The organism is Chryseobacterium joostei (assembly GCF_003815775.1).
Lineage (GTDB): Bacteria > Bacteroidota > Bacteroidia > Flavobacteriales > Weeksellaceae > Chryseobacterium > Chryseobacterium joostei.
Genome location: NZ_CP033926.1, coordinates 163616 through 183700 on the forward strand (window position 1 = coordinate 163616; position 20085 = coordinate 183700).

The window sequence follows — 20085 nt, forward strand, 5'->3', positions numbered from 1 at the left end:
TTTTTATAAGTAAATTTTAAATCAGCTCATCTATTTTTCCAGAAGAGTTGTGATGTATATTTGTATAATATCACGAGAATAGAGCCGGCATATGAAATTTATTCACCAAATCGACCCATCGAAATTCACATTTTTTGAACTGGATTCTTATTCGGAAAACTACCTGCAAAACCCACTGCGAGCCGATTTTTTTGAGATTATATGGTTTCAAAATGATTCAGAGAATAATGAGGAAGAGCAATATATAAGTCTGATTCCCCTATATCGACTTGAAAAGCCAGATCTTAAAGGCAAGAACGGATGTATAATTGCTTTTAAAAGAGAGTATTTGGAAGAAGATGATAAGGAGTACGCATTGGATGTTTTCAACCTTTTCAATATGCATGGCCAATACAGTAGTTTTAGTTTGGATAATGATGTTATAGAAACTCTTCAGTGCTTAAAAGTATTAATTGAGAAAGAATACAATAACTCAATGGGAACCTATCTGGTTTTAAAGTCATTGTTGAAAGTGTTTCTTTTAAATCTTATTCGAATCAATCAAAATTACTTTTTAAATCAGGATGTCAACCAGAAACGGGTGTATCAGTTTATTATGTTGATGGATAAATATTATAAGACAGAAAGAAAGGCTGACTTTTATTCCTCAAAAATGGGGATCAGTGAAAAACGGATCAATCAAATTCTAAAGGAAAAGATGAATAAAACCCTTACTCAGTTATTGCATGAAAGAGTTGTTTTAGAAGCAGGAAGAATGCTGATATCCAGTGAATTGACAATAAAGGAAATTGCGTTCAGCTTAAATTTTGATGATCCTGCCTATTTTTCCCGATTTTATAAAAAGCAAACAGGACAAAACCCTGAAGATTTTAAAAGAAATAATGTCTGTCTTTAATATTTCTAGCATTTAAAATTCTAATCCTTTTTCTTACTATCTCTTCAAACTCAAAGATATTATTTGAGTGGAAGTGCTATTCATAACACATTTCCAAATTGTACAGGTCGATTAGATAATAGTACAATAATCTTGGGATTTACCTGATTTAACTTTGTCTTATGATTAACAGGTTTAATCGAAGAATTAATAAGTATAATGTAATAAAGTATCGAGTATGGAATTGACTAAGGAAACTGAACAATTAATGTTTAAGGATATAAACGCCCTTTTATCCTCTAAGCCGGTCTCTCTTGAAGCCGGTATAAAAAGGCTGGATAACGGAATGCTTCATATCGCGATGAGAAACGTTCTGCATAACTGTAAAGGAAAGATGTTGGATTGGTGGTTCAAGTATTTTGAAACCACGGCAGATTTAAAGCTATGGCATCCCCATGATCATGTGAAGCACGGTGGTTGGGACAATAAATGGATTAAAAACGAAAATTATATCGGAGCTACCATCTACGCAACAGAATCCCTTGGGGATATTCCTCCCGTAGCAGCCACTATAAAATTTCATGATCCTGCAGAAGTTTTTGATCCTAATGCTCTAATGCAGGCCTATACCAATGGGGAAGTAAGTGCTGTTGTCTATGCAAGAATTGGGTTTGGTGAGGATACATTAATAGATGCAAATGGGGACCCTATGGATGGCTATATGTTTCATGTTGTTAGAGATACAGTGCAGGGCTGTACATTAAGAAGTCATTTTTTTCTTGGAGCTTTAGCAGCAGATAGTGAAAATAAGTTGTCTGAAGAAATTGGATTCGGTTTAATGGAGCACTGTTACAGTGAGTTTACCTACCTTTCACAGATCCTGCCATCTCTTTATTATACTGAAAACAAAAATGGAGACCAGGCACCTCTTCTCTGGTAACTTCCCTTAAATGGGTTATTTTAATAAATCAACACAAATAAATTTAAATTTCTACCTACAATTTTAGAATGCTATATGAAAATTTCATATAGCATTTTTTCTTTTCAACTAACACTTTATCAGTATTTTGGTATGATGGCCATAATTACAAGGAATGTGAAATCTTCATTAATGAGAGATTTAAAAGTGAAAAATATAAGAAAAAGAGTAGGAGTAAAGGAAAAAATTATATCTTTGCAGTCCCTTAAATAAAGGGATTTACTTGAAAAAGTAAGTGGCCGACTCGGTAGCTCAGCTGGTAGAGCAATACACTTTTAATGTATGGGTCCTGGGTTCGAATCCCAGCCGGGTCACAAGCAAATGGATTATCAAATATTGGTAATCCATTTTTTATTTTCCAGAACCTTATCATTGGACTTTACTTTTTATATGAGATACTAAAAATCCATGAAAATTAATCTTATTGTATCTCTGTACTTTAGGAATAATTCTGAGATTTTTAGGATGAAAAAGTTGGATTGGAGAAAAAAGTTTCTATCTTTGCAGTCCCTTAAACAAAGGGATTTACTGAAAAGTAAGTGGCCGACTCGGTAGCTCAGCTGGTAGAGCAATACACTTTTAATGTATGGGTCCTGGGTTCGAATCCCAGCCGGGTCACAAAAAGCCTTAACGAAAGTTGAGGCTTTTTTATTTCAAGCGGGATGATAGCCGGTGTTCTATTCGCAGGAACTCAACTTGACAAAGGAATAGGTGTATTTGAATTTGAAAGAATTAAATCACTCATAGGAAAATATAAACCAACTTCATCTTCGGCAGTACGGGAAAGTGATAGGAATGGCTTGCTAAAAAAGAACAGGTATGCAAAATCCACCTCATCATTTTGTAAGCACTCTGTTTTCAGACAGTAAAACTGCTATTATCTAATTTATTTTATTACTTTTTCAGCTTCATTTTTATTATTTGTACATGGCTCTATTTATAACTTTGGACAATGTCTATAAATTGTACAATATCGATCCTTCAAAAAAGACGGAAGGGATAGTTATTCTTAGTCAACAAAATGACCCAAAGAAGAAATATACAACTCATAGTCGCCTATTTGATGGGTTATTACTGGGATTTATGGTAAAAGGATCCATGAAATCGCAAATCCATTTTTTAGAGTATGAAATAAACACGGGTGATATTGCTATTTTACAACCGCAATTGATGATTGAAACAAAATCATTGAGTGAAGATGCAGAAATAATAACAATTGGTCTTTCATTAGATTTTATTACAGAATTTCCCATTCTACGTGAGTTTGTAATGAATAATCAAATTAGATGGCAGCCAATTATCAGACTTCAACCCGAAGACGTAAAGCTCCAAAATGAATTATTAACACTTATACAAAATTTCTATCATAAAAAACCGAGTTCTAATAAGACACAAATGCTACGGCATCTTGTTATGGTTCTAATTAGTATGATTTCTGAAGTATATTCTAATTTACCGGATAACAAAAGCTTAGTAAAAAACCGTACACATGAGATTATAGACGATTTTTATTTACTAATTTCAAAGCATGCCAGCCAACAAAGAAGCGTTGCGTTTTATGCTGAAAAGCTACATTTAACACCACAATATCTTTCTACTTTCCTAAAACAGAAAACTGGAAAATCTGTATTACAATGGATTGATTATATCACAATTCTCCATGCTAAAACATTATTAAAATCTTCTAATTTATCAATTAAAGAAATTAGCAATGAGCTTCATTTTGAAGAAACAAGTATCTTTTGCAGGTACTTTAAAAGAATAGTGGGAGTGTCGCCAAAAACGTATAGAAACGAATAGTAATTTATATTCGTTTATGTATCTAAACTATTTACAGATGGCTGAACATTTTTAGCTTTCAGATTGTACGTAAACTCCATTAAATTGTCAATACCTTCTTTTTATCTCTGTTTAATTTTACAGCATGAAAAAAACAGGTAAAAAAGCAGCGATTGGATTTATATTTATCACATTGTTGATTGATATTACAGGTTGGGGAATTATACTTCCCGTGGTTCCTAAACTCATTGGAGAACTTATCCATAGTGACCTTAGTGAAGCTGCAAAATATGGAGGGTGGCTCGGCTTCGCCTATGCTATTACGCAATTTATATTTGCACCTATCGTGGGTAATCTCAGTGATCAATATGGAAGACGACCAATTATTTTAATTTCTCTTCTTGGATTTGCGATTGACTATATACTATTAGCACTTGCGCCTTCTATTGGTTGGTTGTTTTTTGGAAGAATCATTTCCGGGCTTACTGGGGCTAGTATTTCAACAGCTAGTGCATATATAGCTGACATATCCACTGATGAAGATAGAACCAAAAATTTTGGCTTAATAGGTGCAGCTTTTGGATTAGGGTTTATTATAGGTCCGGTAATCGGTGGTTTACTTGGGCATTATGGAGCAAGAGTTCCCTTTTATGTTGCTGCTATATTATGCATGATGAATTTTCTTTACGGGTTGTTTATACTCCCAGAAAGTTTAGAAAAAGATAAACGTCGGTCATTCAACTGGAAAAGGGCCAATCCTATTGGAACATTTAATTTTTTGAGAAAACAATCAAAAATATCAAACCTTGTCGTTGCTTTAATTTTGGTGTATGTCGCTCTTCATGCTGTACAGAGCAACTGGCATTTCTTTACCATGTATAAATTCAATTGGACGGAACGAACTGTAGGTTTATCACTTGGTTTACTTGGATTATTACTTGGATTAGTACAAGGAGTTCTAATAAGATGGACAACCCCAAAATTAGGAGAACAAAAAAGTGTATATTTGGGGTTGCTATTCTACGCCTTGGGGCTCATGCTATTTGCCTTTACTCATCAAGGGTGGTTGATGTTTGTTTTCCTTATCCCTTATTCTTTGGGAGGAATCTGTGGCCCCGCACTACAATCAATAATTAGTAAAAATGTTCCTTCAAATGAACAGGGCGAACTTCAGGGAGCCTTAGTAAGTTTAGTGAGTGCTACTTCTATTATAGGCCCTCCGATCATGACAAACTTATTCTATTACTTTACACATGATAAAGCTCCATTTGAATTTTCAGGAGCGCCATTTTTTCTAGCATCCATTTTAATGGCTATTAGTGTAATTATTATATATTTTGCTTTTCAACGAAAAAGTAAATAGAAATCTAAAGAATAAAAAATGCAATAATGCAAAGAAGCAGGTGTAAGCTAATGATACATTACATACTCTATTCAGAATTAAAATAGTTTCCAAATATTTCAGTAAGGAGTTCGAGTTTTGTACCAGTGGGTTCACAAGCAAACGGATTATCAAAATTAGGTAATCCATTTTTTATTTTCCAGAACCTTATCACCAGAGGCAGACTCTTTATTGGGATCACTAAAAATTTACTAAAATTAATCTTACTGTATTTGTGGACTTTAAGAATGTTTTTAAGATTTTCAATGAATTTTTAAGGAGGAAAAGTTGGATTGGATAAAAAAGTTTCTATCTTTGCATTCCCTTAAACAAAGGGATTTACTTGAAAAAGTAAGTGGCCGACTCGGTAGCTCAGCTGGTAGAGCAATACACTTTTAATGTATGGGTCCTGGGTTCGAATCCCAGCCGGGTCACAAATGAAAAAGAACTACTTTTTGTAGTTCTTTTTTTGTTTTATGCCAGATATTTCATGATCATATTGCTTTCAGAATTGTTTTCATCAATGACTTCCTGAAACCCGATTTTTTTATATAAATGATAGGCCCTTTCATTTTTCGGAGTTACTTCCAAAACAATTTCAATACTTTTAAATCTGTTATTGGCTTCATTAATGATAGCCTGTATTAATCCAGATCCTATATTTTTCCCCTGAAATCCCTCTCTTACATACATTTGATAGATATTTCCTGTATTACTTTCATCCTTAACGAAAGCACAGATACCAATAAGCTCCTGATCAACAAATGCGCCAAATACAAATCTATCTAAAGATTGATTTTCTATATCATTTTCTATCCTGAATTTTTCAGTCTTCAGAGCTTCCTGGTAATTGGCACCAAATGATTCCGGGAATTTTTCAAGGCTTTCTAAGCGGATTTTCCGATAGGCGTTACTTTCGTTCGGTAAAAGATTTCGATATTCAATATTCATGGTGGTTTGCAAAAGCTTAAGATTACATGGTTTTAATGTACAAATATGCAGATAGTTTTAGACTTGTCCTTTATGAAGCACCTAATTTTTTTTATTGATAGGTTTTTAAAACGGTAAAAAAATCAACAATATCTACCATAAATAAATAATTTTTGAATGATTATTACGTTGTTTTTTTAGATTGGAATAATTTTTATAGAATAATAGCTGGGGATAATTATGTATATTTATAACAGATGCAGTTAAAGGTAGCCATTGAATAATAGTATCTGGAGATTGCAATATTTATGCATAGGTAGGTATTTGGAATTCGGCTAAAAAATGAGTAATTAAAATTGATGGTTATTAAGAGTAATAGAACAGATTCAATAATTCTGAAGAGAATATTGATGTATACATTGTGTATAGGTCTGTTATTGCATATGCTTTCGTGTGGTTCAAAATCCCAAGATAAAGAGAAAGAAAATTTTGATATTTCCTTACTCAGGAAAAGCTCAGAACTACAACTTTCTGGGGAATATGAAGCTCTTGTACAGCTCAATATGAAATATCTTCAGAAAGCTTCTCAAATGAAATATAAAGAGGGAAAAGGCCTTTGTTATCTCAATATTGCAGGAGTAAATGTATCAGCCGGAAATTATGAAAAAGCACTGTTCTTTTTTAAAAAAGCAGAAAAAGACCTTGAAAATTCTGAAAACAGCTATCACAAGGCAACATTCTATAATGATTACAGCCAATATTATTCCCATCTCAAATTATATGACAAGGCACTAACATGTAATAACAAAGCATTTTTTTATCTAAAGAAAGCAAAGGATTCAGATCTTAAAAAAAAGCTTTTGCCAAGAATTTATATCAATAAAGGAATCTACTTTGCCTGGAAAGGCTGGAAAGGCACTTCCCTAAAATCTTTTCTAAAGGCGAATGAATTGGAAAACTCTGCCTACAGTAACTGTATGATTGCCCAATACTACTTGTTTGTACATGAGGCGAAACAAGCAGGTTCCTACATTGCTAAGGCGGATGAAAAGATGCTGAGCCAAAAGACCAGCGATGTAGAATCCCTCTGGGTTTACTATACAATGGGATATTATTATAACGAAATCAATAACAATGATGAAGCAGAAATAGCCCTTAAAAAGGCTCTGGAAATTAATATAAAGACAAGACGTACCTATTCTACCCATATCAGCGGGGTATATAAGTCCTTGGCTGAGCTATACAAAAAGAAGAATGACGGTGGAAAGGCATATTATTATTTAAAAAGATACATGGAGGAGGAAAATACACTAGATGCTGCCCGGTTAGCTACAATGAATAAGGCTACCGAAAGCTTTATCACAGAAATGAAGAAAGAATCGGATTGGCATAAAAATGATTTACCTCTTCTTATCGCATTATCAATTACAGTGCTTACCGTTTCCGGTATTTATGTTCAAAAAACTATAAAACAGCAAAAAATTAAGAAGAAAACATTAAAGGAGGAAACAGAAAAACTGAAAAATCATGTCCAAACTAAGATGCTTCAGGAAGTCACCGAGCTGGCCAAAAAGAATGATTCTTCTTTTTTAAAGAGGTTCAAGGAAGTATATCCGGATTTTATAACTGCACTCCTGAAGATTAATCCTGATCTGGAAAACTCTGAACTAGCTTTCTGTGCTATGTTAAAGCTCCATTTTTCATCCAAGGAAATAGCCGATTATACCTTTGTACAGCATAGATCTGTACAGCAAAAAAAATATAGAATCAGAAAAAGGCTTAACATTACAGGGGAAGAAGATATTTATGCCTTTTTTGATAACCTGGATCGCTAAAAGAGTTACTAAAAATGATTTAGTATTAAAATATAAACAAAATGTAATGCAATTGAGTGTAAAAAAATCATTTTTTAATCATAATTTATACCTAAATTCAATTTAGATGGTAAAGGTGTTATGATACGTATTCTTCTTTTTATTTTGCTTGTTTTTTTTATTTCCTGCAACCCAGATTCCAGGAAATATGAGAAAAACTTTGATATTCCTCTAATGAAACAGAATGAGGAACTTAGACTCGCCGGTGAATATGATGCTCTTGTCAGTCTTAATAAAAATTTTTATAGAAAGGCTCAAAATATGGGGTACGAAGAAGGAAAGGCACTTTGCTATATCAATCTGGCGGAAGTTAATATCTCACTAGAAAACTATCAAAAATCTCAGTCTTTTTTTAATGATGCAGAGACCATTTTAAAACACTCAAAGAATGAGATTCATCAATCTAGGTTTTATAATGCGTATGGCCGTTTCAATTTAGAGATGAGGAGGCTGGATAAGGCCTTTGAGTACAATAATGAGGCATTAAATCTTATTACAAAAAGTGGAAACTCAGAACTGAAAAACAATATCCTTTTTAATATTTATCTCAGACAGGGTACTTACCTGATTGAAAAAAAGCAGCCTGAAAAGGCCCTGGAGTATTTTCAGAAAGCCAGAAAATTAGACGATCTAGGACTGGCAGACTGTGCAATAGCAGATTACATATATATGCATAAAAATATGGATTCTGCCTATAAATATATAACCATTGCCTACAATAAAGCCAATGTGAGAGGGAAAAATGATGGGGTAGCTCTTTATGCAAACACCATTATGGGAGAATATTATCTTGCGGATAAGCAGTATGATAAAGCTGAAGAATCCCTTAAAAAAGCCCTGGAAATAGATAGTAGTACAAAGCGTATCTATGCCTATTATACCAAATATATTTATAACGATCTAAGATCAGTATATGAAAATAAAGGTGACAATGAAAAAGCTTATTTTTATTTGAATGCTTATACAGAGGCAAAAAATAAAAATAATACAGCCATCCTGAAAACCATCAACAAGGATATGGAATCCTTTATAGCAGAGACAAAGAGTGATTCGGAAGATCATAGGAGTAAAATGCAATGGGTAATTTTATTATCTCTTGCAGTTTTCTCATTTCTGGCTGTGTATGCATGGAGAATCATAAGTTTGCTTAGGAAGAGGAAAGACACACTTAGAACAGAATCCGAAGAGCTAAAGAATCGCATGAATGATAAAAGTCTGGATGAAGTTATGGAGTTAGGCAGAAGAAATGATCCTGAGTTTCTTAGACAGTTTAAAGAAGCATATCCGGAGCTCATTAATAAACTTTTACACATTAATCCTAACCTTGAGGATTCTGAATTGGCTTTTTGTGCCATGCTGAAGCTACATTTTACTTCAAAGGAGATTGCCAGCTATACCCTTATCCAGCATAGAACTGTTCAGCAGAAAAAATACAGAATTAGAAAAAGGCTTGATATTCCAACAGAGACAGATATTTATCAATTTTTTGATGATCTGGATTAACTGCAAAAAAAACTGCCTGAATCATCACAATCAGACAGCGTTCGAAATATTTTTTTTCCACCACTATATTTAAGTGGTTTGTTCTTCAAATATGAAAATTTTTACCTGAAGGAAGAAAAAAAGCTATACTACATAAATACTACACCTTTAAATTATAAGGTTAATTTATTGAGAATAAGCCCATTGTATTTTTGTCGCCAAATTCAAAAATTTGTACACATTTATGGATAATTTTGATGACTAATATTTTTTCTTGAGACTAATTATTTTAAAATGCACCCCCTCAGGAAATGTTCTGTATAATACTTAAAATCCGATTTTAGATCATAAATGCTTTTTATTGCAAATCTATATTTCCTAATTTATTTTTACAATGAATTGATAATCAGTTTATTTTGTTCGGTGCTGTATTGGTGTAGTAGGCTTGTTTTCCATTTTTCTAGTTTTAAAATATAGATTTGTAGATATTTTATTGAAAATAAATAACTAATAGCGCGTTAATTGTGATTAAAAATAACAGTAATTATAATAAATCATTATAAAGTTTACGAAATACGCGGTATGATAAAAAATAGCACAAATGGTCTCCAAAATCAGAATCTAGCGGAGAGAAAGATATTTATTTTTTAAGAGGGAAAAAGTGGCTGTCTCAACTTATGAGGCAGCCTTTTTATGATAAGCCTCAATGTCCACTAAAGAATTCCAGCATGGTGGTTAATGCTTTTTCAGAGTGCATTCTCTCTCCATTTTCAAGAGATTCTTGGGTAGCAACAGCAGCCCGTTTGCACATTTTAGTTTCATAATGATGAAGAGCTTCCTGTAAGGTGCTGTAGTTATTATTTGTCAAATGCTCACTCAATTCCAGGGCGTCAAGCATTGCCATATTAGCTCCTTCCCCGGCAAATGGAGGCATTACGTGCGCTGCATCGCCTAACAAGGTTACATTAGGCTTTGTTTCCCAAGTCTGATCCAAAGGCATATAGTAAATAAGGCGAGGAATAAATGGTGTAGCTGCATTTATAAATAATTCATCCCATATATTGCTCCATTCAGAGTATTCTGTTTTAAACCATTCCAGAATATTAGCACTATCAGAAAAGTTTAGACTGCTATTGGTAGCCCAGTTTTCGTCTGCCTTAAAGCTTGCATAGAAACCAAGATCACCATTGCCTTTTTGGCCCATCAATATATTCTTGGTATTTCCGAATGCCATTATTTTACCCCCTTTTATCAAGGCATTAATATTGGGTGCATTTTCCTTTGAAACATTTCCCTCCAACATAATAATTCCTGAATAGAGAGGTTTGTTATCCGTAAGATAAGGGCGGATTTTAGAATTGGCACCATCCGCAGCAATTACAAGGTCTGCATAAGCTGAAGTTCCGTTTTTGAAATGAAGCATCCAGCCATCATTGTGAGGTTCCATGTGTATAAAATGGCTATCCCATGCCACTGTTTCCGGTTGTAGAGAGTCCAGCAGCATATTTCTGAGTGGCCCTCTGTCTATTTCAGGACGAAAATGTTCGGCACCAAAATCTTCATCAGGTTTTCCTTCATGATCACTGAAAAGAATTCCTGACTGTTCATTCATAATCAGTGTTTTATCTGCGCCAGGACGGTATGCTTTTTTAAATTCTTCCAGAAGATCAGCCTTACGCAAGGCAGCCAGTCCGGAATCCTCATGCATGTCAAGGGGAGAGCCTTGTACACGAGCATATTTATTAATATCTCTTTCATATACCTTTACATTGGCATTCTTTAGCTGTAAAAGTCTTGCCAGAGTAAGTCCCGCAGGACCACCTCCAACGATTGCTATTGATTTATTGTTTATCAGCATTTTAATTTAAATTTTACAGGACAAAATTACTTGCCTTTCAACACTGATAATAGTACAAATCGGTCGTTTTTATTTTGAGATAATTCCTTGGGAGCAACTCCGGAAAATTTTTTCACTTCCTTGATGAAATGATTTTGATCCGTATAATTAAGTTCAGGAAAAAGCTTTCCCTGCACAATGTGCTCCAAGGATGCTCTGAAACGTAAAATAGTGGAGTAGGTTTTTAATGACAAGCCTAATTGCTTTGTGAAATACCGGTTAATCTGTCTGCTGCTCCAGCCCACATTTTCCGAAAGTTCTTTCACACTCATTTCTCCTTTTGATGAGTAGATGAGATTAAAAAGGTTACGCTTTCTTTCATCTGTTTCTTTGGGAAGAAGTTCCTTTATCTTTTGTGTTGCTTTTGTACAGCAAAGCTCAAAATTTTGCAAATCTTCTGCCTTAAATCCCCAAAAATCGTCAGGGAGATCTTTTGCTATATTTAATGTTTCAGCAATGGAGGTATGTAAAATATATTCAACAGCAAGAGGCTTGAAGCTGACAACAAAGGCAATGGTTTGTGGCGGAATCTGTCTTTGTTCGGGATAGGTTTCTAACCCAACAAGGGCAATATGAAAGGGTTCAGACGGAGATTGCATGAAAAACAAATCAACCCGACCATCCGGTATGATGACCACCTCCTTTGCTTCATCTGAACGGTTATGAAATGTCCCCAGATTTTCTACAAAATCAGCAAGAACGATATCGGGTTCAATGAAATTATAATAAAAGTCCTGGTCCATACTGATAAGAGATGCATACTGGTTAGATTGAATTAAATTACAAAAATAGTTAGATCACAACAAATAATTTAATACTTTAGTAGATAAGACTTATTCATATAATTTGAATCTAAAAAGACTAAAAATATGGCTAGATATCAATTTTTGTTGTTTTTTCTGTTGATTTTTATGGCATTGCCTGCACAGAAAAAGAAAAGTAAGGGAATATCTCCCATGCCTAAAAGAGAAGTATTAATTCCTCCCGCAATAATAACAAAGGAATCCCTGGAACCTGCCATCGGAGATATAGCAGCCTTTCGTTGGAAGAATGAACCCGAAACTTTAACTACTTTTACTCCTGATGACCTTGTAGAAAGGATATATGATTTTAATGGAATGTATAGTGTGCGTATTATTTCACATTATCCATTAGAAACGATAAGCTATAAAAAACCGGATAAAAATGATGATCGGGTAATTCTGCTGGGGTATACTGCAAAGTATGATGACTATGATACTGTTGAACTAAAGGGCAACAAACTGCAGCTTTCTGATAAAAAGGATCCAAAAAAAGAGAAAATTATATTGGAAGTAACCAAAAAAGGCAAGAAAGTGATCAAAATAAAGGAGGTAAAAACGGGAAGAATATTTAATGAATCAGAATATTCGCCATCTCCTTCAATCTAGAATCTAGAACGGTCGTCAAATCTTTAAGTTCAGTTAATAGAATTATCCCTATTTTAGAGGGCTTAATATAGATTTATTAGTGTAATATTTAATGGATAAGTCATCAATTAATAATTATTTTCATTCCTTATTCAGTATCAAAGATGAAGTGGTTGAAAAAATTACAGAAACCTTCAATCATTTTGAATTAAAGGCCAATACGGTCTTACTTGATCAAAATACCATCAGCACAAAGACCTATTTTTTGGAAAAAGGATATGTTCGCTCATATCTTTTGAATGAGGATAATGAGGAAATTACCACCAATATTTATGCTGCACCTTGCTTTGTAAATGATTTTCTGTCGTTTTTCAGACAGCAGCCTACCAAGGAAATTTATCAGACTGTTACAAACTGTACTTTCTGGGAAACAGGCCTGGAAAATGTACAGCATAATTTTCATAATATCCCTGAATTCAGAGAATTTAGCAGGCTTCTTTTCGTATTAAATTATCATAACATCCATGATCGACTGATTGAAATGGCGAGCCAGAAAGCTTCCACAAGATATTTTAATCTGATGAAGAAAGATCCTGATATTTTTCAACATGTTCCTCTAAAGGTTATTGCGTCTTATCTGGGAATCAAGGATAGCTCTTTGAGCAGGATCAGGAGAGATATTAATAAAATGTAATTTCTTTTCATTTGTCAAGTGATATTTTAATCTTTGTCGTTCATCTTTGTTAAAAATAATTTCATGAACAAAAAACATATTGTCGTTGTTGGATTAGGAGGTGTAGGCGGATATTTTGGTTTTAAAATTAATCAGGCTAACGAAGCTTCCGAAAAATATACAGTTTCTTTTGTTGCCAGAGGAGAAACCTATCATAAAGTAAAGGAAAACGGATTGACTCTGCTTTCACCAGAACATCCCAATGATCGCACACATCCTAATACGATTGTAGAAAATATTAGCGATATTGAAAATCCGGATCTGGTACTGATCTGCGTTAAGGAATATGATCTGGAAAATGTTTGTAAACAGCTTTCAGAGGTCATTCATAAAGATACTATTTTACTTCCGATGATGAACGGAGCAGATATTTATGACAGAATTCGAAAAGTAATTCCTGATCATATTGTTCTGCCAACCTGCATTTATGTAGCTTCTCATATTAAGGAAAGAGGAACTGTAGAACATAAAGGAAAGGCAGGAAAGATGATTGTAGGAAGAGATCCCGAACATTTTTCCGCCGATGTGGAATGGGTAACAAACCTGCTTCAGGAAAGCAAGATTGATTTTGATTTTAAAGACAATTCATTATCTGATATCTGGACTAAGTTTTTCTTTATTGCAAGCTTCGGATTGGTAACAGCAAAGCATAATTCATCCATTGGAACGGTATGCACAGATGAAGAACAGAAGCGTGAAGCAACAGAAATAATGAAAGAAATAAAATTGATTGCGGATAAAAAAGAAATTCATCTACAAGAAGATATTATTGAGAAAACCTTTGAAAAAGCCGCTACATTTCCGTTTGAAACGCCCACGTCCTTACAGTTGGATATTCATTCCGGGAAGAAAGACAATGAACTGGAATTATTTGCCGGAGCGATCTTAAAATATGGTACAGAGCTTCATATTGATACTCCTTTTACGCAAAAAATATACAATGAGATAAAAGGAAAATAAGTTTGGACTAAAGCCAGACGAAGATTTTTTGATATTGAAGGCGGGTTAAAACCCGCCTTTACTTATTCAAGAAATGAAGCTTGAAAATTAGTTATGTAAAAACCTCTGTCGGCTCAGTAAAACCTCTTCCGTTTCCCGATGATCAGGATCATCAACGCAACAATCTACAGGACATACGGCTTTGCATTGTGGCTCCTCATGAAAGCCTTTGCATTCAGTACATTTTCCGGATACAATATAGTAGACTTCATCAGAAACAGCCTCATTAAAGGCACTGGCATCTACCTCTGTACCATCAGGAAATGTGACATTTCCGGAAAGCTTTGTCTTGTCTTGCCAACGCCAGTCGATTGCCCCTTCGTAAATGGCTGAATTAGGACATTCAGGTTCGCAGGCCCCACAATTGATACAGGCATCAGTTATTTTTATAGCCATGTTCTTTATTTTTAAAGTATTTAAAAAAAGGGACTTCTTCAACATTGAACTGTTTTGGAAATCCCTACTAAACTTAATTAAAACATTTTCAACAATTTATTACATCATAAACTGTGCAAACTTGTATTTTGAATCTGCTAATCTGCTGTAATTTCCACAGAGAAGCCATCCGTTTGTGCTGTCAAATAAAGTTGACAGGCTAATCTGCTGGTTGCATCAGAAGTGAACATTTCTGAGAGAAGTGCTTCTTCACTATCATGTATGTTATGATTGCTTTATTGTAGTTTTTTCTATTTTCTTTGTCGTGGCTATACTGATAAGTTGATCAAACTTACCGGAATAAAGAGATGAAATTTGTGTAGGATTATCAATGTCAAATAGGGAAGATCTTACAATTGGTACACTAAAAGGAAGTGGCCATGCCCGTAGTGATTTGGCAATAACATCCATCGTATTAATTCCATGTAATGCCTGTAAACCATCTGCCCAGCAAACTAATCCTACGGTTTTGTCTGTAAGATAAGGTTCATAGGTATTAGCTGTCACTTCCAGCCAGTCGAGGCAGTTTTTCATTACCCCCGGAATACTGCCGTGATAGAGGGGAGCCAACCAGAAATGAAGATCAGCACCCAAAAACATTTGAGTCATGCGTTCCACAGCCAAAGGCGTTTTGCTAAGAGTGACATCAAATAAAGGAATTCCGGAATCTGCAAGGGTAAAAATATCCGCCTGAACTCCTGATTGTGAAAGACGTTCTGATAAATATCTGGAAATAAGTCCTGAGGTAGATTCTGTTCTTCTTTCCAACGATCCGTTAAATATAATTGCTTTCATTTTGTTTTAGTTTTTGAAAATTACTTTTGGTAAACCTATCTCGCCGTACATCAGGCTTTTGACCAGAGGTTTTAGAAGTCCGGTTGCCAATAAGTAAAGTGCTGAGTCATGATGGGTATGTGCTCTAACTACAACTTTTTGATTTTTATAGTGTTTCAGATCTGCATAGGTGATCCTGCGCTTCCAGAGGTCAAGCAGAATTGTTTCAGCATTGTTTAAATCTACATAAACAGCATAAGGAGATAATTTTTCCATAATCAGCATATAGGCCCACGGCGGAATGATAGCATCAGTAGAACAAATAATTCCCACTGCTTTTTCGTTGTATACAGAATAGTCCAATGCAGCAATTGATTCTTTAAACTCCTTTTCTTTGACAATCATTCCCATAAAAAGATGATCCTTGATATCTAGCTCTACGATTTCTGTAGTGGGTTTATAGTCTAAAAAGTCAAAAGCAATAATACCGGAGGCCTCTGCTTTATTGACAAAAGTTTGCGTGTTCATTGTTGGCAATATTTTCTTGTATTATCTTATTTTTGAAAGCGCTTCTTCGTATTTTTTTTCTACTGAAGCCCAATCTAACACGGACCAGAAAGAATCCAGATAGTCTGCTCTTTTATTCTGGTAGGCTAAGTAGTAAGCATGTTCCCAAACGTCTATCCCAAGGATTGGAAAGCCTCTGTTCATCGAAAGTACATCCATCATAGGATTATCCTGATTGGGAGTGGAGCTTATGGCAAGAGAACCATTGAATTTTACAAAAAGCCAAACCCATCCGGAACCGAATTGCCCTAATCCAGCTTTCTTCATTTCTGCTTTCAGATTCTCAAGACTTCCAAAGCTTGAAATAATATCGTTATTAAGCTTTCCTTCAGGATTCAGCTTAGGTTGTGGAGACAGGATTTCCCAAAATAAAGAGTGGTTATAGTGACCACCACCATTATTTCTCACTGCAGGACTGTATTCACTTATTCTTTGCAATAATGAGTCAAGATCAGGATTGGTTTCATTGGTTTGTTCCAGGGCAGCATTTAGATTATCTACGTACGCCTGATGATGACGCTGGTGGTGAATGGTCATTGTATTTATATCTATAAATGGTTCCAGAGCATCATACGCATAGGATAATTGGGGTAGTGTAAATGGTTTCATTGCATTTATTTTTTTGATTAATGTAGGACAAAGGTAATAATATATTTAAATAAAACAACTTTTTAGTTGTTTTATTAATTTACCAGATATGAAGTGCAATGCTTTGTAAATGATGTGATTAATCTTAGAATTTAAAGATTATAGAAAATGACTATATTTGTTGTTGGAAAATAAAACAACCTAAATATTGTCAAATGAAGAAGCCGGCAGCAGACCGCATTCTGATGTTTTTAAAGATGAGAGGAGAGGCGACTGCGCTCCTGATTTCCGAGGAACTGTCTATTACAAAGGAGGGTGCGAGAAAACATTTACTGAATCTTGCGGAGGGTGGATTGATTGAACCTATCGTGAAAAGTGAAGGGGTGGGTCGCCCATCCACTTATTATATTCTTACTGAAAAGGGAATGGCTCAATTTCCGGACACGCATGCTGAGGTAACGGTTCAGCTTCTGAAATCTGTGAAAAATCTTTTAGGAGAAAATGCATTGGATTTACTGATCAGTGATAGAGAAAAGAATACCCATGAACGCTATGAAAAGGCTATTTCCAAGACAAAATCTCTGGAACAACGTCTGGATGTTCTTGCAGAAGCCCGAAGTAAGGAAGGCTATATGGCGGAGTGGAAAAAAGAGGGTAAGGATTATTTTCTGATCGAAAACCATTGCCCGATATGTGCTGCAGCAACCGAATGTCAGGGATTCTGCCGTGCTGAACTCTCCAATTTCCAGTCCCTTATCGGGAAAGACTATACGGTGGAAAGAATAGACCACATTATTTCCGGAGGACAGCGTTGTGTCTATAAAATTAGCCAATAACTCATTATTTATCATTTAAATTCATTAGTAAGGAATATGGTTTTAAAAGCAGTAATATTTGACATGGATGGGGTTCTTGTGGATTCGGAGGGTTTTTGGGCCAAGGCTGAGCTGGATGTTTTTTCTTCCTATGGCGTTCAGGTCACGGATGAGCTGGCAACACAGACCAAATACATGACCACGAAAGAGGTTACGGAATTCTGGCATGGAAAGTTTCCCTGGGAAAATCTGGATGTACCTACTGTAGAGCAGGAAGTTGTTTCTAAGGTTATAGAGTTTATACAATCCGAAGACTGTACCATGTCCGGCATACAGCAATTTATTACAAACCTTAAAAATAAGGATTATAAGATAGGATTAGCAACTAATGCGCCTTTACGCGTAGCTGATGCTGTTCTTGAAAAGCTTCAATTACGGGAATTATTTGACAGCGTTCACTCCTCGGAATTTGAAGAGCTGGGAAAACCACATCCGGCTGTATATCTTACCTCAGCTAAAAAGCTTGGCGTATCTCCGGAACATTGCATAGCCATTGAAGACAGTCATTCCGGGCTTCGGGCTGCAAGCCGGTATGAGAACCATCGTTTTTACGAATGATGATGAAAGTATAGACTTTGATCTTGCTGATTTTAAAATATTGAACTTCAATGCAGGGCTATTGACTGTTTTTCAATAATAGAATTACATAAAAATTATAATAGACAGGACTTCTAATACCTTGTCAATATCTCCATCAGCATAAGAATAGATACCAGTTTTTTGGAAGACTGGTATTCCGGATTTAGCTGTTCCCGTACTTCATTGAGGGCTTTACTTAGTTTATTGCTCACCGTTTTATTGCTTATTCCCAAGGCTTCTGCGGTTTCATTTACAGACATATTCTGTCGGATTCTCATGTCATATACCTGCTGTTCTGTTGCAGGGAGTTGTGAGACTACCTCATCAATCATAGATAATAAGGTAGAAATTTCATTTTCCTCAATAATTTCAAAGTATTCCGTATCAGAAATATTAAGTTCCTCCGGAGTTTCAAACTCGTCAATGCTTAGGGTAGGAGGTGCTTTTTTATAGCTGTTATAGTAATCAAGAATCCGATAATGAAGGTGACGAAGAAGGTAGCCTTTTGCACTTTCAGTTTCATCCGTTTGTATCGTATCTGGATTTTCAAGGATCTTCATCCAAAGATTTTGAAGAAGTTCCTCGGAGGCTTCCTTATCCTTGGTTCGTACAAAGACAAAGCGGTACAGATTATCCCAGTATCGGTCATACAACAGCGTGAATGCAGGGCGATCGCCTGATTTTATTTTCTTTAATAAAGTAGAGTCTGTTACGTTCATATGGCTGCAACAAAATTACCTAAAGGAAAATTAACTTTTTGTGAACTTTAGTTATGGTAAGGTTAAATATTTCTGCAAAACTGCGCTTAAATATGAATTTAATGTTGAGTAAATGTAAAATAAGTTAAAAATAATCCCAAATCTGGCTTTAATATGAATAAAATATTAAGAACTGTCTGGGGAAGTTTTTCATTTTCATCGTCTTATAGATAGAAGTATCTGTGAATACTATGAAATATTTTATGAAACATTTTAACTATAAAAATATTGAGGCCTTTGTTTTCAGACTTTGGACACGTGAAGTCTCAGGGGAAGCCACTTCTGAAAAAGAAAAAGAACTTTTAGCACAATGGAAGATCAATGCCGAGCAAGATCTGGATGCTGTTCATATGAAAGAATCCAAAGAAAGAGTGCTGTCCGGTTTGGAGCCTTATTTTACATCATCAGATACAACCATTTCTATAGTAGGTTTAAAAAGATATCCCTACCAAATTGCAGCCGCAATCATTCTGCTTTTTTCGCTGGGAGGATTCTTTACTTATCATACATTCATTAAGCCGGATATTTATATTACCGAATCTGGGGAGCGTATTGTTCATTTGCAAGACGGATCTATGGTAACCTTATTACCGGGGGCAGAGCTTACCGTATCAAAATCATTTCCTGCCTCTACCAGAGTGGTTAATTTAAAAGGAGATGCTATTTTTTCTGTAGCAAAATCAAAGACACATCCTTTTATTGTATATGCAGACGGTTTCAGTACCAAGGTATTGGGAACGGTATTTAAAATCTCTCAATCCGGGAAGAGAAAAGCAGTAGATCTTTATGAGGGTAAGGTTGCTGTATCTTCTGCAGGAGTTCCTGTTTCGTTCCTTATGCCTAATCAGAAATGGACCAATTTCGGGATTGCTCATACCACTGCTGTTATTTCGTTTGCACCGGATAAAACTTCCGGAAAGCAGACTTCTGAGTTATTATCCTTGAGTTTTAACGATGTGCCTTTAAAAGAAGTGATTACAGTTTTGGAAGGGAACTATAATACAAAAATTTATTACCCGAAAGAAATTGAAAATAAAAAGATCACTGCCGATTTTACAGGGGGAACAGTCGGTGAGAATATTGAATCATTGGCCTTTATATTGGGCTTCGAAGTTCAGAAAAAAGACAATACATACCTCCTAAAAAAGTAAATCATCAAAAAAAATTAAATAATCAGATAACCTTTAATTAAA

General features: G+C 35.0%; 20 protein-coding genes and 3 tRNA genes. 15 read left to right on the plus strand and 8 right to left on the minus strand.

All coding sequences use genetic code 11. From position 1 onward, the window contains the following. Positions 1-91: 91 nt before the first annotated feature. From EG359_RS00710 to EG359_RS00740, 7 genes are all read left to right on the plus strand, one after another. Positions 92-895 carry a helix-turn-helix domain-containing protein gene (locus EG359_RS00710; RefSeq protein WP_076355966.1) on the plus strand — a complete coding sequence of 268 codons (804 nt, stop codon included), beginning with the start codon at positions 92-94 and terminating at the stop codon, positions 893-895. Between the two features lie 217 nt (positions 896-1112). Next, on the plus strand, positions 1113-1814 hold the full coding sequence (locus tag EG359_RS00715) for a DAPG hydrolase family protein (protein WP_228435097.1): 702 nt from the start codon (positions 1113-1115) through the stop codon (positions 1812-1814). A 280-nt stretch (positions 1815-2094) separates the two neighbouring features. Continuing rightward, positions 2095-2167, plus strand: a tRNA-Lys gene (locus EG359_RS00720). 231 nt (positions 2168-2398) lie between these two features. Further along, positions 2399-2471, plus strand: a tRNA-Lys gene (locus tag EG359_RS00725). 309 nt (positions 2472-2780) lie between these two features. Beyond that, positions 2781-3653, plus strand: coding sequence for a helix-turn-helix domain-containing protein (locus EG359_RS00730; RefSeq protein WP_076355962.1), 873 nt, complete (start codon positions 2781-2783; stop codon positions 3651-3653). A gap of 124 nt (positions 3654-3777) precedes the next feature. Beyond that, on the plus strand, positions 3778-4995 hold the full coding sequence (locus tag EG359_RS00735; RefSeq protein ID WP_076355960.1) for a TCR/Tet family MFS transporter: 1218 nt from the start codon (positions 3778-3780) through the stop codon (positions 4993-4995). Between the two features lie 379 nt (positions 4996-5374). After that, a tRNA-Lys gene (locus tag EG359_RS00740) sits at positions 5375-5447 on the plus strand. Between the two features lie 40 nt (positions 5448-5487). On the opposite strand, the gene EG359_RS00745 is transcribed toward EG359_RS00740, so the two are convergent. Next, on the minus strand, positions 5488-5964 hold the full coding sequence (locus EG359_RS00745; protein ID WP_076355958.1) for a GNAT family N-acetyltransferase: 477 nt from the start codon (positions 5962-5964) through the stop codon (positions 5488-5490). Between the two features lie 338 nt (positions 5965-6302). Between EG359_RS00745 and EG359_RS00750 the strand changes: the two genes are divergently transcribed. Next, complete coding sequence (locus EG359_RS00750; RefSeq protein WP_123867233.1) at positions 6303-7778, plus strand: tetratricopeptide repeat protein; 1476 nt, start codon at positions 6303-6305, stop codon at positions 7776-7778. Between the two features lie 213 nt (positions 7779-7991). Further along, complete coding sequence (locus EG359_RS00755) at positions 7992-9320, plus strand: tetratricopeptide repeat protein (protein ID WP_164463032.1); 1329 nt, start codon at positions 7992-7994, stop codon at positions 9318-9320. Between the two features lie 682 nt (positions 9321-10002). On the opposite strand, the gene EG359_RS00760 is transcribed toward EG359_RS00755, so the two are convergent. Further along, positions 10003-11157, minus strand: a complete 1155-nt coding sequence (locus EG359_RS00760) for an FAD-dependent oxidoreductase (RefSeq protein WP_076355956.1) — start codon at positions 11155-11157, stop codon at positions 10003-10005. 26 nt (positions 11158-11183) lie between these two features. After that, a complete protein-coding gene (locus EG359_RS00765) occupies positions 11184-11939 on the minus strand; it encodes a helix-turn-helix domain-containing protein (RefSeq protein ID WP_076355954.1) in 756 nt (251 codons plus the stop codon). Between the two features lie 126 nt (positions 11940-12065). On the opposite strand from EG359_RS00765, the gene EG359_RS00770 reads away from it, so the two are divergent. From EG359_RS00770 to EG359_RS00780, 3 genes are all read left to right on the plus strand, one after another. Then, positions 12066-12605 (plus strand): hypothetical protein, encoded by a 540-nt coding sequence (locus tag EG359_RS00770; protein WP_076355952.1) that lies wholly within the window; start codon positions 12066-12068, stop codon positions 12603-12605. 91 nt (positions 12606-12696) lie between these two features. Then, entirely contained in the window at positions 12697-13278 is a 582-nt protein-coding gene (locus EG359_RS00775; protein WP_076355950.1) for a Crp/Fnr family transcriptional regulator, read from the plus strand. Positions 13279-13341: 63 nt separating this feature from the next. Beyond that, the gene (locus EG359_RS00780; RefSeq protein WP_076355948.1) at positions 13342-14277 is read left to right on the plus strand and encodes a ketopantoate reductase family protein; all 936 of its coding nucleotides are present in this window, start codon (positions 13342-13344) and stop codon (positions 14275-14277) included. An 87-nt stretch (positions 14278-14364) separates the two neighbouring features. Here the strand turns inward: EG359_RS00780 and EG359_RS00785 are convergent, their stop codons facing one another. The 4 genes from EG359_RS00785 to EG359_RS00800 form a co-directional block, all read right to left on the minus strand. After that, on the minus strand, positions 14365-14712 hold the full coding sequence (locus tag EG359_RS00785; RefSeq protein ID WP_076356066.1) for a 4Fe-4S dicluster domain-containing protein: 348 nt from the start codon (positions 14710-14712) through the stop codon (positions 14365-14367). Between the two features lie 264 nt (positions 14713-14976). Next, complete coding sequence (locus EG359_RS00790) at positions 14977-15546, minus strand: NADPH-dependent FMN reductase (RefSeq protein ID WP_076355946.1); 570 nt, start codon at positions 15544-15546, stop codon at positions 14977-14979. A 6-nt stretch (positions 15547-15552) separates the two neighbouring features. Continuing rightward, complete coding sequence (locus EG359_RS00795; RefSeq protein WP_076355944.1) at positions 15553-16053, minus strand: DUF2480 family protein; 501 nt, start codon at positions 16051-16053, stop codon at positions 15553-15555. 21 nt (positions 16054-16074) lie between these two features. Continuing rightward, positions 16075-16701 (minus strand): superoxide dismutase, encoded by a 627-nt coding sequence (locus EG359_RS00800; protein ID WP_076355942.1) that lies wholly within the window; start codon positions 16699-16701, stop codon positions 16075-16077. A gap of 194 nt (positions 16702-16895) precedes the next feature. Between EG359_RS00800 and EG359_RS00805 the strand changes: the two genes are divergently transcribed. Both EG359_RS00805 and EG359_RS00810 read left to right on the plus strand, forming a co-directional pair. Then, positions 16896-17516, plus strand: a complete 621-nt coding sequence (locus tag EG359_RS00805; RefSeq protein ID WP_076355940.1) for a helix-turn-helix transcriptional regulator — start codon at positions 16896-16898, stop codon at positions 17514-17516. A 36-nt stretch (positions 17517-17552) separates the two neighbouring features. Further along, a complete protein-coding gene (locus tag EG359_RS00810) occupies positions 17553-18113 on the plus strand; it encodes an HAD-IA family hydrolase (protein WP_228435095.1) in 561 nt (186 codons plus the stop codon). A 113-nt stretch (positions 18114-18226) separates the two neighbouring features. On the opposite strand, the gene EG359_RS00815 is transcribed toward EG359_RS00810, so the two are convergent. Beyond that, complete coding sequence (locus tag EG359_RS00815) at positions 18227-18853, minus strand: RNA polymerase sigma factor (RefSeq protein ID WP_084180496.1); 627 nt, start codon at positions 18851-18853, stop codon at positions 18227-18229. Positions 18854-19095: 242 nt separating this feature from the next. Here EG359_RS00815 and EG359_RS00820 point away from each other — a divergent pair, with 242 nt between their 5' ends. Then, entirely contained in the window at positions 19096-20043 is a 948-nt protein-coding gene (locus tag EG359_RS00820; RefSeq protein WP_228435093.1) for a FecR family protein, read from the plus strand. The last annotated feature ends 42 nt before the right edge of the window (positions 20044-20085 follow it).